Below are 15,192 nucleotides of genomic sequence, written 5' to 3'. Positions count from 1 at the left end.
CAATGGGAAAAATATTACTAAGCATTTTATCCGGAGTGATTGGTTTTTTATTTACCTTTCTTACGAATTACGGGCATAATTTACTTGGGACGAGTCTAATTCGGGGGATTTATGGATTTATTATCTGGTTTGTGCTTGCATTCCTCCTGAGATGGGTATTGGGTTTTATTGTTAAACAGTCCCAGGTGCCAGATATGACCGGAGACAATGCCGCGGAAGATGATATGCTTGGTACTAAGCTTGATCTCAGTACTCCGGATGGGGATGAGGAATTAATCAACCTTCTCAAACCAAAGCCGGCAGAAGGGAGCGGAGGCAGTGAAGGCTTTACACCGCTGCAGCCGCCCAAGCTGGTCTCCATGAAAGATCCTGAAGAATTGGCCAAGGCCGTTCGTCACCTGAAAGAAGAATAAGCGAGTGCTTGCGGCCAAACGACTATCATTCCCGCATAATGCCCGCTGACTAAACTTTGGGAAGGGTGAAAGCCATTGAACGAGCATAAAGCTTCTCTATCGGTAACAGACGTGCTTTGGGAACGGTGGAAAGAACACGGTGATCCTGAAGCCAAAAAAAAGCTGATTGAGAATTACCTCCATATTGTAGATTACGTGTCCAGCCGGTTGGCTGTCGGACTGCCCAAAAATGTATCAAAAGACGATTTAGCCAGTAATGGTGTAATGGGTCTTATTGATGCAATTGAGAAATTCGACTACAAACGCGGATTGCAATTTCAAACCTATGCCTCTTGGCGTGTACGCGGTGCTATTCTGGATTCGTTACGCCAAAGTGATTGGGTTCCCAGATCTGTTCGTGAAAAAGCCAAGAAAATCGAGGATGCCTACCAGCAGCTGGAGCAGAAATATTTAAGATCAGTCAGTGACGAGGAAATGAGCCAATATCTAAATATTTCTGAGCCTGAGTTTCAAAACATGCTGCAGGATGTTGCGGTCATGTCGCTCTGCTCATTGGAAGACCCTATTCGTGAAGAAGAGTCGGAGACACGGATGTCCATCCTGGTGGACGATAAAGCTAAGAATCCAGACCGTAAAGTGAATGAATTTTACTTGCGCGATACACTCACCAAAGGCATCGAAAAATTAACGGTGAAAGAACGGACCGTAGTGTCCCTTTTATATTATGAGGATTTATCTTTGAGCGAGATCGCAGAGGTGATGTCGTTATCTCCTTCTCGAATTTCGCAGCTTCATTCAAAGGCGATTTTGCGCCTGAGGGGAACGCTTGAGAAAAATCGCGACCTTCTCATGCAGAATGATTAACCGGAGACGGTGACAAGGGGGAGCAATATTGATCGGTCATTATGCTTTGGATCAATACGTAAGTATTACGTTTTCTGAGGATAAAGGGATTGCCTACCTACAGTTCTCCAAGAAGGATGAGAATTTCACCTGTTCCTTCGAAGATTTGGAGAGCTTCCTGCACAGTCATGAGGTTCGTTACGGTATACAGCGGGATATTGTGAAGCGGATTAGCAGCAACCCTGAAGAGTATTTTTTCAGCAGAGTACCCATTGCAATTGGTGATGAGCCGGTGCATGGCGTTGACGGAAAGGTTGTTCTTACCGTAGATCTTGAAGAAGACCGCAAACCGCTGGAAAAGGAAGACGGTAAGGTCGACTACAAAGATTTGGTACGTCTGCATAATGTTTTGAAGGGACAAATCATCGGGAGAACAATTCCGCCGGTACCCGGACAGAAGGGGAAAACAGTCACCGGAGAGGAGATTCCTTTCAGAGCAGGGAAAGAAGCTCACTTCAAAGTTGGTAAGAACGTACTGGTCGACCAGAGTGAGACTGCGATGTACGCGGCCATTGACGGCTTAGTTACACTTACAGACAAAGGGAAAATCAATGTATTTCCTGTATACGAAGTCAATGGCGATGTGGACTACAGCACGGGCAATATTGATTTTGTAGGCACAGTAGTTATCCGCGGTAACGTGTTGACCGGGTTTACTGTGAAATCTGCTGGGGACATTCGTGTTGTCGGAGGCGTGGAAGGCGCGGAGTTGATTTCCGGAGGTTCGATAGAAATTACCGGGGGAATTATTGGCTACAATAAAGGCCTGGTCAGTGCCGGCAAAAATGTTAAGGTATCCTTTATTCAGGATGGGAATGTAGTTGCTGGAGAAGATGTGATTGTATCCCAGAGTATAATGCATTCAAATATACGCGCAGGGCGTGATGTTTTGTGCAACGGAGCAAAAGGCCTCATCGTAGGCGGAATTGTGCAGGCTGGGGAAAAAGTTGTAGCCCGGACAATCGGGAATACGATGTCAACCGCCACGGCTATCGAAGTGGGAGTAGTTCCAGAGCTGCGTAATGAGATTAATGAGCTTCGTCAGGAACTCAAACAGCTGATGGAAAATGAGGACAAAACCAATAAGGCGCTTTATCTGTTAAACCAGCTTGCGAACAACGGCCAGCTGTCACCTGATAAAGTAGCGCTTCGTGTGAAATTGAACGCTACCAAACAGTCCCACATGCGTGATGAAAAGCGGATTAAAGAACGTGTGCTGGAAATTGAGAAAATGCTAGAAGATACGACTAGAGCTAAAGTGGAAGTGATCAAAACGATCTATGGCGGTTCTAAAATTGTAATCGGCAGATATACCAGATTCGTCAAAGATCCGACGGAACGGGTTGTATTTCGTTATACGGAAGGCGATATTTCGTTGACCCCGTATATTTAACAAGGCGGGCAGCGTAAGGCAGCCGGCCATTGTTTTATGGTACGCCCAGCATGGGCGTCATCTCTAGGGTGAAAGTCCCGAGCGGGGGCTGGCAAGCGCCTACCGTTAGCCAAGGGCAAGGGTGTCCACCGTGAGGCGGAATCTGAAGGAAGCCGGAGGCAAAAGCACGACCTGAGGTACACGAATCCAATTTGAGGCGGTTGCAGCCGGATGAGTCACCCATACATGACAAAATCCAAAGCTGCCAAGGGCTGCAGCCGTAAACTTGGGCAGGTGCGGGCGGAAAGATGACGTTCTTATCTGGGGAGGCCTGCCGGAGGGGCAAGGAAAAAAAAACTTGTAACCGTAGCCGAGAGGCTGCGCTGAACCGGCAGGAGTCAGCAGAGGCCATAGTACGTAAACTGCTGCAGCGTTTACGGAAGGGCTGAACCGAAAGGAGAGAGGAAACCGATGCGTTCGCATGAAGTGCAAAGACAGCAGAATATCTCGCAAGAGAGCTTACGGCAAAGAGAAGCGGTGAAGCCGCCAGGGTATGCCGGAGCGCCGAGTTCTTCGTCGGCACAAATCGCCCCTTCCTCTCGCGAAGCAGAGAGCAACTTGCTGGAGCGAATGCTCGAAGGAGACAACCTTCGGCTCGCGTATAAACGAGTGGTACAAAACGGAAGAGCGCCCGGTGTGGACAATGTAACGGTAGCGAATCTACAAGCTTATTTGAAAACACATTGGGAATCGGTGAAAGCCGAACTTCTAGCGGGGGCTTACAGACCTGCGTCAGTCAAACGGGTGGAAATCCCCAAACCCGGAGGCGGTGTAAGGCTACTAGGCATCCCAACCGTTATGGACCGTTTTCTCCAGCAGGCGCTTCTACAAGTCATGAACCCGATCTTTGACGCAGAGTTCTCCTGGTATAGCTATGGCTTTCGACCGGGGAAAAGTGCACATGACGCCGTGAAACAAGCGCAAAGATATATCCAAAGTGGCCTCCGGTGGGTCATAGACCTCGATCTGGAGAAATTCTTTGACCGGATAAACCACGACATGCTGATGGCAAGAGTGGCGCGGAAAGTGACAGACAAAAGAGTACTGATCCTGATTCGTGCGTATCTGAACGCCGGAGTTATGGTGAACGGAAAGCTGGAACGTAGCCGGGAAGGAACGCCCCAAGGCGGTCCGCTCAGTCCGCTTTTGGCAAACATTCTACTGGACGATCTGGATAAGGAATTGGCCGGACGCGGGCTGCGTTTTGTACGCTATGCGGACGACTGTAATATCTTTGTGGCGAGTAAACGAGCGGGCGAACGGGTCATGGAATCGGTTAGCCGATTTGTAGAAGGAAAGCTGAAACTGAAAGTGAACCGGGATAAAAGTGCGGTAGCAAGACCGTGGCACCGAAAGTTCTTAGGTTTCAGTTTCCTGAGTCAGAAGCAGGCAACGATTCGATTAGCTCCGAAAACAATCTCGCGATTCAAGGAAAGAATCCGTGAACTAACGAATCGAACGTGGTCTATTTCCATGGAAGAGCGAATTCGCCAAGTGAACCGGTATGTGATGGGATGGCTTGGCTATTTCCATCTGGCGTCGGCGAAGAAACACCTCCAAACGCTGGACCAGTGGATTCGGAGAAGGCTGCGAATGTGCCTGTGGAAACAATGGAAACGAGTGCGCACACGGATCCGCGAACTCCGGGCGCTTGGGGTGCCTGAGTGGGCCTGTTTCACGATGGCAAACTCACGGCGAGGCGCATGGGAAATGTCCCGGAACACAAATAATGCCCTTCCCACTTCCTACTGGGAAGGGAAAGGGCTGAAAAGTTTGCTTTCACGTTATTTGGAGCTTTGTTAACCTTTTGGAACCGCCGTATGCGGACCCGCATGTACGGTGGTGTGAGAGGACGGGGGCTCGCCGCCCCCTCCTACTCGATTTATGAATGAACAACTTGTCTTTCGGGAAGGGGATTACCATGAGCCTGAAACCGGTTGAATTACAAATTGCCTTGCCTCGGACAACGGATGCAGGGAAGGTTCAGAATGAGCACCTTCATCGTCCTGTACTTAATCAGCAGCAGCTGGCTGCACAGAATGTGAAGCACAGCGCTGAGCTTGCTCAGCGGGCAACAGAGGTTGATGAATCAGCGGAGGCGAAGCTTCGTAATGACAGCAGCCGGGGGAATGGCCGGGGTAATCAGTCATCTGACCAAAGGGAACGCAAGCAGGACGCCGTACATGATGCAGAACATCCCTATAAAGGCCGCCGCATTGATCTCAGTCTCTGAGAGGCTCAAATGATATAAAAAGGAGATAAAGCATTTGCAACCATGGGTATACATCGTGCTGGTAGGTGCTGTTGCTATTGTCTATGCTCTTAGGCTTCCGGCGCGCGGACCATCAGACCCAGCCGAGAAGCAAAGCCTGAAGGATACGGAAGCAGCACTTGAACTCTATATGGCCGACATCGAGCGTGAGAATAATGAAATGATACAGCTCGTCGGCAGCATTAAGCAGCAGTCCCAGAACACCAAAGCGGCTCTGCAGGAAGAGATTGGCGGACTCCGGGAGCAGGTCGCCGAATTGCAAAAAAATATGCTGTTGCTTGATTCCAGGCTAACGGCAGAAGAAAAGGGATTACTTCAGCTGACGGCTGTTGTTAAAAACAATGGAGGTAAGATTACTGCAGAGGCTCCTCCGGGAAGTGCCGAGACTGTGACTTCTGAGCCAAAGGCAAAGCCTATTAGTTCAATCAAGCTCCGTTATCCGCGGTTGTTTGAATTGCATGAGCAGGGCAAGTCTATTGACTCCATTGCTAAAACAGCCGGACTTCAGCGCGGTGAAGTCCAGCTCATTCTGCAGCTGGCGAAGCAGGAGGAGTCGGTATGATCAAGAACCGCTCGTTTATGTTCGGTCTGGGAACAGGGCTGATATCAGGCGCTCTTCTCCTTCAGCTGATGATCTCCGGCGGGGCAGCTCCTTCGTTAACAAAGGAGGAGCTTGTCCAGCAGGCAGCTAAACTGAATCTGATTGTAACAGATCCTGCGGCTGATCCCCAAGCGAGTCCGGAGCCAGCGGCGCAAGTTACTGAACCTGCCGGTCAGACGGATAATAAGGACAAACCGGAGGCAAGTGATGCCACCAGCACTTCATCTCCAATCCCATCCGCAGCAGCGTCACCGGAAGCTGCTGTGCAGCCTAGTGCTGCTGCTGCGCCTACAGAGCCGGCAGTCCCTTCCAAGCCCGTACAAAGCGCAGGAACAGCCCCAGAGGCACCGGCAACTCCACAGGCCGCAGTAAGCGGAGTTGTTGCTGTCCGCATTCCGCCTGGCAGCACACTTACAGAAACTGCTCAGCTTTTGGCAAAGGCCGGAGTCATTAAGGAGCAGAGCGAGTTTCTTAAAACTGCCATGAGCCGCAAAATTAATGCAAAAATTCAATATGGCAGCTACAATTTCACCAAAGGGGAAAGTGTAAACTCCATAATTGAGAAGCTGATTACAGTGAAATGAAGTTACATTAAGGCAGAAAATCATAAAACATTTCATGAATCGTTGCATACATTATTTTATTATGGTATAGTAATTGACGGTGTTAAAACACACGCCGGTTGATTTCGACAAGGGGTGCTTTCTTCAGAAGAAAGTCTTGTAGAAAAATGACGCGCGGCGGAGGAGACACACAATAAACCAAAATTAGGAGGTGTGTGAAGATGGCAGTAATCTCCATGAAACAGCTTCTCGAAGCTGGGGTACACTTCGGTCACCAGACTCGTCGTTGGAACCCAAAGATGGATCGTTATATCTTCACTGAAAGAAACGGAATTTACATTATTGACCTGCAAAAAACGGTTAAAAAGGTAGAGGAAGCTTACAACTTTGTAAAAAGCGTCGCTGGCGACAACGGCACAATCCTGTTCGTAGGAACAAAGAAACAAGCTCAAGATTCCGTGAAAGAAGAAGCTGAGCGTTCGGGAATGTTCTTCATCAACCAACGTTGGCTGGGCGGTACCCTGACTAACTTCCAGACTATTCAGAAACGTATTGACCGTCTGAAGAAATTGGAAGCTTGGGAAGAAGACGGTACCTTCGCAGTTCTGCCTAAGAAAGAAGTTATCCTTCTCCGCAAAGAGAAAGATCGTCTTGAAAAATTCCTGGGCGGTATCAAGAACATGAAAGGTCTGCCAAGCGCGCTGTTCATCATTGACCCGCGTAAAGAGCGTATCGCTGTTGCGGAAGCTCGCAAATTGGGTATTCCTATCGTAGCTATTGTTGATACTAACTGTGATCCGGACGAAATCGACTACGTAATCCCAGGTAACGATGACGCTATCCGCGCCGTTAAATTGTTGACTGGTAAAATGGCAGACGCTGTTGTTGAAGCTCACCAGGGCGAAGACACAACTACTGCTTAAGTAGCAGCCGGAACTTAAACTAGAACTTAAATGAAAAGGGTGGTTGGCAGGTGGATAACCTCTCACTGCCCTTTTTTTAGGATAATGGCCTTAAATGGAATTAAACGACAATTATCTGGAGGGAATAACAATGGCAGTAGACGCAAAATCCGTAAAAGAACTTCGTGAAAGAACAGGCGCAGGTATGCTTGACTGTAAGAAAGCACTTGAAGAAGCAAACGGCGATATCACTAAAGCCGCTGAACTGCTCCGCGAAAAAGGTCTTTCCGCAGCAGCAAACAAAGCAGGACGTATCGCTACTGAAGGTACGGTTGAATCCTACATCCACGCTGGCGGACGTATCGGCGTACTGGTGGAAATCAACTGCGAAACTGACTTCGTAGGTAAAACGGATTCCTTCAGAGAATTCGCGCGCGATATCGCAATGCAGATCGCTGCAGCTAGCCCGCAGTATGTTCGTCGTGAAGAAGTTCCTGCTGAAGCTGTAGAGAAAGAAAAAGAAATTCTGAAAGCCCAGGCACTGAACGAAGGCAAGCCTGAGAAAATCGTTGAAAAAATGGTTGAAGGCCGCATCAGCAAGTTCTACGAAGAATACTGCCTGCTTGAACAGCCTTTCGTTAAAGACCCTGACAAAACGATCTCCCAATTGCTGAACGAAAAAATCAGCACGATCGGTGAAAACATCTCGATCCGTCGTTTTGTTCGTTATGAGCTTGGCGAAGGTCTGGAAAAGAAAGTTGACAATTTTGTTGAAGAAGTAATGGCACAAGTTAATCAATAATAGATAAACTTAATTACAGCTTCATTGAACTGAATAATGGCAAGCATCAAAAGAGCGGAACACATACACGTAGTGTTCCGTCTTTTGTAAGAAAGAGAGGGTATACATTTGGAACAGCCAGTATTTAAGAGAGTCGTCCTTAAGGTAAGTGGGGAATCACTGTCAGGACAAAACGGATATGGTATTGATGCTGAGACGATTATTTCCATCGCGGAGCAAGTGAAAGAAGTGGTCGAACTTGGCGTTCAGGTTGCCATTGTATGCGGTGGCGGAAATATCTGGCGCGGGATCGCCGGCAGTGCAAGCGGCATTGACCGTGCAACAGCCGATTACATGGGGATGCTCGCCACAGTTATGAACTCGCTTGCTCTGCAAGATGCATTGGAGCAAATTGATGTTCCAACGCGGGTGCAGACCTCCATTTCCATGCAACAGATTGCCGAACCGTACATCCGCCGCCGGGCGATCCGTCACTTGGAGAAGGGACGCGTGGTTATTTTTGCCGCAGGTACAGGAAACCCGTTCTTCTCAACGGATACAACCGCAGCGCTTAGAGCAGCTGAGATTGAAGCAGAAGTCATTCTAATGGCGAAGAACAAAGTAGACGGTGTCTACTCTGCGGATCCTTTTAAGGACCCTACAGCCGAGAAGTTTGAGCAACTGACCTACATGGAAGTCCTGAACAAAAACCTTGGAGTTATGGATTCTACCGCTTCCTCGCTGTGCATGGATAATAATATACCGCTCATTGTGTTTGCTATTACAGAGCAAGGCAATATTAAACGTGTCGTTCTCGGTGAGAAAATCGGGACGATTGTTAAAGGGAGTGTAGATTAATGCCACAGGCAGTTAAGAAAAATGCCGAGGAGCGTATGGAAAAAGCGATTTCTTCCCTAAAACGCGATTTGGCTACTTTGCGGGCAGGACGCGCATCGACAGCGCTGCTGGACCGCATTCAAGTTGATTATTACGGCGCGCCTACGCCGGTTAACCAGCTGGCCAATATCAGTACACCGGATTCCCGGACACTGCTTATCCAGCCTTGGGACCGATCGTCGGTAGCCGACATCGAACGGGCGATTATGAAGTCTGATCTTGGACTAACACCTGCCAATGACGGTACGATCATCCGCCTATCCATTCCACCGCTGACTGAGGAACGCCGTACTGAACTAGTGAAATTCACCAAGAAGTTCGGTGAAGAGGCGAAGGTAGCCATCCGCAATATCCGCCGCGATGCTAACGATGACATCAAGAAGATGGAGAAGAACGGCATTTCGGAAGATGAGTCGCGCGGACATCAGGAAGATATTCAGAAATCAACGGATAAGTTCATAGCTGAAGTCGATAAGGTGCTCTTGTCCAAAGAAAAAGAGATTATGGAAGTATAATGATAATCAAGAGACCTCAAGGCCCCTCCTTATATGGTGGGGTTTGTCTCTTTCTGATATGAGCTTGGAGGAAACGGAAATGATCAAACGGGTTCAAGCATGGCTTAGCCGTAAAGACAGGCAGGAAGAACAGCCAGTCGAGATTTCACCGGACAACATTCCCCGGCACGTGGCGGTAATCATGGACGGTAATGGTCGCTGGGCTAAACGCCGCGGCCTTCCGCGCATTGTCGGTCATCAAAACGGGATGAAAGCAGTAAAACGTGCAACCATAGCCGCAAATGATCTGGGAGTAGAATTCCTCACGATGTACGCTTTTTCTACGGAAAATTGGAAGCGGCCTAAAGATGAAGTGGATTTCCTGATGCGTCTGCCTGTGGAATTTCTTGCGCTTGAACTGGATGAACTGATAGAGAAAAATGTACAGGTACGCGTAATGGGTGATAGTAATGCGCTGCCTAATCATACCCGTAAGGCTATGGAAGAGGCAGTTGAACGGACGAAGCACAATACTGGACTAATCTTAAATTTTGCGCTGAACTACGGCAGCCGTAAAGAGATAGAAGATTGTATGCGCGAACTGGGTAATGACATAAAAGCAGGACGGCTCTCTCCAGAGGAGATTACATCTGAACTGATTGACAGCAGATTATTGTCCGGAGGTCTGCCTGACCCTGATCTGCTGATCCGCACCAGCGGAGAAATGCGGCTGAGCAATTTCATGCTCTGGCAGATCGCATACAGTGAGCTGTGGTTTACGGATGTGTACTGGCCTGAGTTTGACAAAACGCACTTATTGCAGGCAGTTGCCGAGTATCAGCGCCGTACACGCCGCTATGGCGGATTGAAGTAGCCTGATGGGAGATGGAAACCTTTGAAGCAACGATTGATTACCGGAATTGTTGCCGGAGCAGTTTTTTTGGGGCTGTGTGCTTTAGGGGGCTGGTCCTATCAGCTCCTGCTGACTGGCATGGCGCTCATCGGGATGTTTGAATTTGTGAAAATGACGGGTCTCTCTCCATTCAGTAGCACTTCCCTGCTTGGATATGCCTCGATCGTTTGTTTCATGATCCCCTGGGGATTGCTTGGTGTCTCGCCTTGGCTGTCCTGGGAACAGGGCTTATGGCTGATGCTGTTATTGTTCCTGCTCGTGACAGTATTCACTAAAAATAAACAGGATATTAAGATCACTGCACTTCTGTTTACCGGGATTGTTTACATAGGAATGGGTTTCTCCTATATGGGTACGGCCCGTGCTGCGGGTGATGAACATGGCCTTTTCTGGACCCTGCTGCTGCTGTGTTGCATTTGGGGCAGCGATGCAGGCGCATATTTCGTTGGCAGAAGCTTCGGGAAGAATAAGCTTTGGCCGGCGATCAGTCCCAATAAGACGGTTGAAGGCGCCCTTGGCGGGGTTCTCATTTCCGTTGTGATTTCGGTTATTTTTGCTCTATTTGTTCCTGATCTGCTGACTATCGGACGAGCACTGCTAATCGGTATTTCGTGTGCTGTTCTCGGTCAGCTTGGAGATCTTGTACAGTCTGCCTACAAACGGGTGTACGGTATTAAGGATTCAGGCTCTCTGCTGCCTGGTCATGGTGGCATACTTGACCGCTGCGACAGCTGGATTATCGTATTTCCTTTCGTACATATCGTAATGCTGATGCCTTACTATTAAACGACGGGGAGAAGGTACAACGGTGAAAAAAATTAGTATTCTCGGCTCGACCGGATCCATTGGCACGCAGACACTGGATGTCGTTGCGATGCATCCGGAAGCCTTTGAAGTAGATGGGCTGGCTGCTGGCAGCAATACCGCCCTATTGTTAGAACAGGTGCGACGGTTCCAGCCGCGGCGTGTGTCTGTATCCACCAAGCAGCTTGCGGATGACATCAGATCAAGCCTGCCGTCCGGTGTTGAACTCTTCTACGGCAACGAGGGATTGGTTGAAATCGCTGCCGGAGGAGCTGCGGATACGGTTGTGACAGCTGTGGTAGGTAGTGTGGGACTGAAGTCAACGCTTGCTGCTATCGAAGCCGGGCGGCATATCGGACTAGCCAATAAAGAAACCCTTGTAACAGCAGGACATCTGGTAACAGAGCTGGCTGAACGAAAAGGGGTTAAACTGCTGCCGGTAGACAGTGAGCACTCGGCAATATTTCAATGTCTGAACGGTGAAAACCGCGCCGATGTTGCGAGTATTACTGTTACCGCCTCAGGCGGCTCTTTCCGCGATTATACCCGCGATCAGCTCAAGGATGTTACCGTGGAGGACGCGCTGCGTCATCCGAACTGGAGTATGGGTGCTAAAATTACCATAGACTCGGCGACAATGGTTAATAAGGGACTTGAGGTGATTGAAGCCCACCATTTGTTTGGCCTGCCCTATGAGCAGGTGAATGTGCTGCTGCACCCGGAGAGCATTATTCACTCCTACGTGGAATTCCGTGACAGCAGTATCATTGCACAGCTCGGTACTCCTGATATGCGCGTGCCGATCCAGTATGCGCTGACCTATCCGGACCGCTGGTCTTCACCAGCAGCCCGTTTGTCACTGGCTGAGATCGGACGCCTGACCTTCCGCGAAATGGATTATGTCCGTTATCCGGCCCTGCGGCTTGCGATCGAATGCGGGAAAACGGGGGGGACGGCAACCACTGCTTTTAATGCAGCCAATGAAATCGCCGTTGCCCGCTTCCTGCGTCATGAGATTTCATTCCTGCGTATTGAGGAAATTATTGAAGAAGTATTGCAGCAGCATGATAATGTTGTTAAACCCGATTTAGAGCAGATCGAACTCTGTGATGCGGCTGCCCGGGAGCTTGCATCCAAGCTGTAAATATAAGAGATTTGTGCTGCTTAAGCTGGAAAATTTGCGTTACCCTGAAAAATAGGCTGAGACTGTTGATTCTCTTGTGCCGGGCCTTGGAATAATGATAAATTAAGAGGACATACTTCGGTCTTACACCTAAAGGGGGAATGTTACGGATGGAAATGGTAAGAGTCGTCTTTTTAACGGTGCTTATGTTTTTTGTTCTGGTGACCGTCCATGAATGGGGACATTATTATTTCGCCAAACGCGCCGGTATTCTTGTACGTGAATTCGCTATCGGTTTCGGCCCGAAACTGTTTTCCTATAAACGCGGTGAAACGCAGTTCACACTCCGTCTGCTGCCTTTCGGCGGATATGCGCGGATGGCCGGGGAAGATCCCGAAATCATTGAAATCGGCCAGGGGCAGATGATCGCCGTCAGGCTGGGACAAGACAATAAAGTCAAAAATATTTATCTCGATTCGCTAGACACCCGCAGAAATGTGATCCGTGGCGAGGCGCAGTATACCGATCTGGAGAATGAATTGATAATCCGGCTTGATGTCGATGGTGAAGTCACTACCTATGATGTACATCCGCAGGCGATGATGATCAAAGGCGGCCAGCAGACGCAGATTGCTCCGAAAGACCGTCAATTTGGCAGCAAAACCGTCGGACAGCGTGCTTTAGCCATTGTTGCCGGACCGGTAATGAACTTTATTCTTGCTTTTGTCCTGTTTGCGATTCATTTGCAGATGGCAGGAATCCCGGTGGAGAATCCTACCATTGTGAAGGTTGGGGACATCAGCGAGGGAATGCCGGCGCAAGAGGCTGGGCTCCAGAAGGGTGATATAGTAGTCTCTGTTAATGGAGAGAAGATTGGCGGGGATTATCTGAAGATGATTGAGCTAACCTCTGAATCCAAGGGCAAAGAGATGAACTGGGTCCTTCAGCGTGGCGATCAAACCTATGAGGTGACTATGATCCCCCGCAGTATGGAAGGTGAAGAAGGCGGCAAGGTAGGGATCACTCCTGACCTTCAGACACGCCGAGCCGGTTTTGGGGAGACGATTACCAAGTCGAGTACGGCCATGGTAGATACAACTAAACTGATCTTTACCGGGTTCAAACAATTGATCAACAATTTCAATATGGATGATATCTCAGGACCGGTAGGAACGGCGAAGATGACCGGCCAGATTGCCCAGCAGGGGATTCAGTATCTGACGTATTGGGCTGCCATTCTTAGCCTGTACTTGGGGATATTCAATCTGCTGCCGGTACCGGCATTAGACGGAAGCCGTCTTGTATTCCTCGGTGTAGAAGCGCTGCGCGGCAAACCTGTAGATCCGGGCCGCGAGGGCATGGTTCATTTTGTCGGATTTGCCTTGCTGTTCCTGGTGATGATCGCTGTAACCTATAATGATATACTGCGCCTGATCACAGGCTGATTTTCTATTCAAGCAATCAGATTTATGGCGGACCCCGCAAAAGACAGACCCAATGGCGCGTAGCCGGGCTACATTTTGCAGGGCAATTTAGGAGGATTTCATTACATGGCTAAAGATAAGCAGTTCGTAACGGAAATTACGCCTCAGAGCGAGGATTTCTCGCGCTGGTATATCGATGTAATCAAAAAGGCGGATCTGATGGATTATTCACCGGTCCGCGGCTGTATCGTCTTCAAACCGGAAGGCTACGAAATCTGGGAGCACATCCAGGAGGAAATGAACCGCCGCCTTAAGGCTACCGGCCACCGTAATGCCTATTTCCCGGTGTTCATTCCAGAGAGCTTTTTCCAGAAAGAAAAGGATCATATCGAGGGCTTTAATCCTGAGCTTCCTTGGGTAACCGAGGCAGGGGGCGATGTGCTGGAAGAACGTCTGGCAATCCGTCCGACTTCGGAGACCATGTTCGGCCATATGTACTCCAAATGGATTCAATCCTACCGCGACCTTCCGGTGCTGATCAACCAATGGGCCAATGTGGTCCGCTGGGAAAAACGCACATTGCCGTTTATCCGGACGACGGAATTCCTCTGGCAGGAAGGCCACACGGCGCATGAGACCGAAACTGAGGCCCGTGAAGAGACTATGCGAATGCTGGAGAACTATCGTGATTTTGTTGAGAGCTATTTGGCGATTCCGGTTGTTACCGGCCAGAAGACACCTTCTGAGCGTTTTGCCGGAGCTGTTGATACTTACTCTATTGAAGCAATGATGAAGGATGGACGGGCTGTACAAGCAGCGACCTCTCATTATTTGGGAACGAAGTTTGCGACCGCTTTTGACATTCAATATTTGAGCCGTGAGAACTCCCTGGAGTATGTGCATACGACTTCCTGGGGATCTACGACACGCCTGATTGGTTCACTGATTATGGTTCACGGGGATGACCGCGGATTGGCGCTGCCGCCTAAGGTTGCTCCGACACAGGTTATTATGATTCCAATCGGACCGCCTAAGACCCGTGAAGCGGTAATTGGCCGGACGGACGAGCTGTTCAAGCAACTGAAGGATGCTGGAGTGCGTGTGCGTGTAGACGACCGTGCTGATCTGACCCCGGGCTGGAAGTTCAATGAATACGAAATGCGTGGTGTGCCCGTACGTCTGGAGCTGGGCCCGCGTGATATGGAGAACGGCGTCTGCGTACTCGTTTCCCGTATTACCGGTGAGAAGAAGGTCATCCAGCAGGACAACCTGGTGGAAGAAGTGCAGGCCATGCTGGAGCAGGTGCATAACGAGATGTTTGAGCGTGCGCTGAAGTTCCGCGAAGATCACTTCTATTCCGTGGATACCCTGGAAGAGATGAAGGCCTCGATGGAGGAGAAGCGCGGCTTTGCCCTGGCAGGCTGGTGCGGAACCGAAGAGTGCGAAGATAAAGTCAAAGAAGAGACGGGAGCGGGCAGCCGCAATATTCCGTTTAATCCGGCTGAGCAGAAGACGACCTGTATCTGCTGCGGCAAGCCTGCCCAGCATACGGTTGTTTTTGCCAAGGCGTACTAAGCCGGGACCTATTATAATAGTGAGTATGTGAATGCAGCTTCTGGCGAGAGGAGTCGGCGGGCCGAAAGAACCCAATGCTTTTTCGACCCGGAAGC

At 49.5% G+C, this 15,192-nt stretch carries 16 protein-coding genes; all 16 read left to right on the top strand.

All coding sequences use genetic code 11. The features are described from left to right. Positions 1-2 precede the first annotated feature (2 nt). The 16 genes from JRJ22_RS16590 to proS all read left to right on the top strand — a co-directional run bounded on the left by JRJ22_RS16590 (position 3) and on the right by proS (position 15,097). A complete protein-coding gene (locus JRJ22_RS16590) occupies positions 3-413 on the top strand; it encodes a hypothetical protein (RefSeq protein WP_332461335.1) in 411 nt (136 codons plus the stop codon). A gap of 75 nt (positions 414-488) precedes the next feature. Further along, a complete protein-coding gene (locus JRJ22_RS16585; RefSeq protein WP_054941058.1) occupies positions 489-1,277 on the top strand; it encodes a FliA/WhiG family RNA polymerase sigma factor in 789 nt (262 codons plus the stop codon). 28 nt (positions 1,278-1,305) lie between these two features. Beyond that, positions 1,306-2,709, top strand: coding sequence for a flagellar assembly protein A (locus tag JRJ22_RS16580; protein WP_206100577.1), 1,404 nt, complete (start codon positions 1,306-1,308; stop codon positions 2,707-2,709). A gap of 450 nt (positions 2,710-3,159) precedes the next feature. After that, positions 3,160-4,551: a group II intron reverse transcriptase/maturase gene (ltrA, locus tag JRJ22_RS16575; RefSeq protein WP_206100576.1), complete on the top strand. Its 1,392-nt coding sequence runs from the start codon at positions 3,160-3,162 to the stop codon at positions 4,549-4,551. 85 nt (positions 4,552-4,636) lie between these two features. Continuing rightward, positions 4,637-4,981, top strand: coding sequence for a hypothetical protein (locus tag JRJ22_RS16570; RefSeq protein WP_232380866.1), 345 nt, complete (start codon positions 4,637-4,639; stop codon positions 4,979-4,981). Between the two features lie 34 nt (positions 4,982-5,015). Then, positions 5,016-5,582: a hypothetical protein gene (locus JRJ22_RS16565; protein WP_206100574.1), complete on the top strand. Its 567-nt coding sequence runs from the start codon at positions 5,016-5,018 to the stop codon at positions 5,580-5,582. Next, positions 5,579-6,205, top strand: coding sequence for an endolytic transglycosylase MltG (locus JRJ22_RS16560; RefSeq protein ID WP_206100572.1), 627 nt, complete (start codon positions 5,579-5,581; stop codon positions 6,203-6,205). The genes JRJ22_RS16565 and JRJ22_RS16560 overlap by 4 nt, the downstream gene beginning before the upstream one ends. A 200-nt stretch (positions 6,206-6,405) precedes the next feature. Beyond that, on the top strand, positions 6,406-7,107 hold the full coding sequence (gene rpsB / locus JRJ22_RS16555) for a 30S ribosomal protein S2 (protein ID WP_036692565.1): 702 nt from the start codon (positions 6,406-6,408) through the stop codon (positions 7,105-7,107). 130 nt (positions 7,108-7,237) lie between these two features. Next, positions 7,238-7,888, top strand: a complete 651-nt coding sequence (tsf, locus tag JRJ22_RS16550; protein ID WP_054941053.1) for a translation elongation factor Ts — start codon at positions 7,238-7,240, stop codon at positions 7,886-7,888. Between the two features lie 108 nt (positions 7,889-7,996). Then, positions 7,997-8,725, top strand: coding sequence for a UMP kinase (gene pyrH / locus JRJ22_RS16545; protein WP_054941052.1), 729 nt, complete (start codon positions 7,997-7,999; stop codon positions 8,723-8,725). After that, positions 8,725-9,279, top strand: coding sequence for a ribosome recycling factor (frr, locus tag JRJ22_RS16540; RefSeq protein ID WP_054941051.1), 555 nt, complete (start codon positions 8,725-8,727; stop codon positions 9,277-9,279). The genes pyrH and frr overlap by 1 nt, the downstream gene beginning before the upstream one ends. Before the next feature lie 79 nt (positions 9,280-9,358). After that, on the top strand, positions 9,359-10,132 hold the full coding sequence (locus JRJ22_RS16535) for an undecaprenyl pyrophosphate synthase (RefSeq protein WP_206100571.1): 774 nt from the start codon (positions 9,359-9,361) through the stop codon (positions 10,130-10,132). Positions 10,133-10,153: 21 nt separating this feature from the next. Next, positions 10,154-10,957: a phosphatidate cytidylyltransferase gene (locus JRJ22_RS16530; protein WP_206100570.1), complete on the top strand. Its 804-nt coding sequence runs from the start codon at positions 10,154-10,156 to the stop codon at positions 10,955-10,957. A 22-nt stretch (positions 10,958-10,979) separates the two neighbouring features. Beyond that, the gene (locus JRJ22_RS16525; RefSeq protein WP_206100569.1) at positions 10,980-12,119 is read left to right on the top strand and encodes a 1-deoxy-D-xylulose-5-phosphate reductoisomerase; all 1,140 of its coding nucleotides are present in this window, start codon (positions 10,980-10,982) and stop codon (positions 12,117-12,119) included. 149 nt (positions 12,120-12,268) lie between these two features. Further along, complete coding sequence (gene rseP, locus JRJ22_RS16520; RefSeq protein WP_206100568.1) at positions 12,269-13,543, top strand: RIP metalloprotease RseP; 1,275 nt, start codon at positions 12,269-12,271, stop codon at positions 13,541-13,543. A gap of 105 nt (positions 13,544-13,648) precedes the next feature. Continuing rightward, positions 13,649-15,097: a proline--tRNA ligase gene (proS, locus tag JRJ22_RS16515; RefSeq protein ID WP_206100567.1), complete on the top strand. Its 1,449-nt coding sequence runs from the start codon at positions 13,649-13,651 to the stop codon at positions 15,095-15,097. Positions 15,098-15,192: the final 95 nt, after the last annotated feature.

The organism is Paenibacillus tianjinensis (assembly GCF_017086365.1).
GTDB lineage: Bacteria > Bacillota > Bacilli > Paenibacillales > Paenibacillaceae > Paenibacillus_AQ > Paenibacillus_AQ tianjinensis.
The sequence above is the reverse complement of the archived record's forward strand: the minus strand, read 5'-3'. Positions and strand labels throughout refer to the sequence as shown.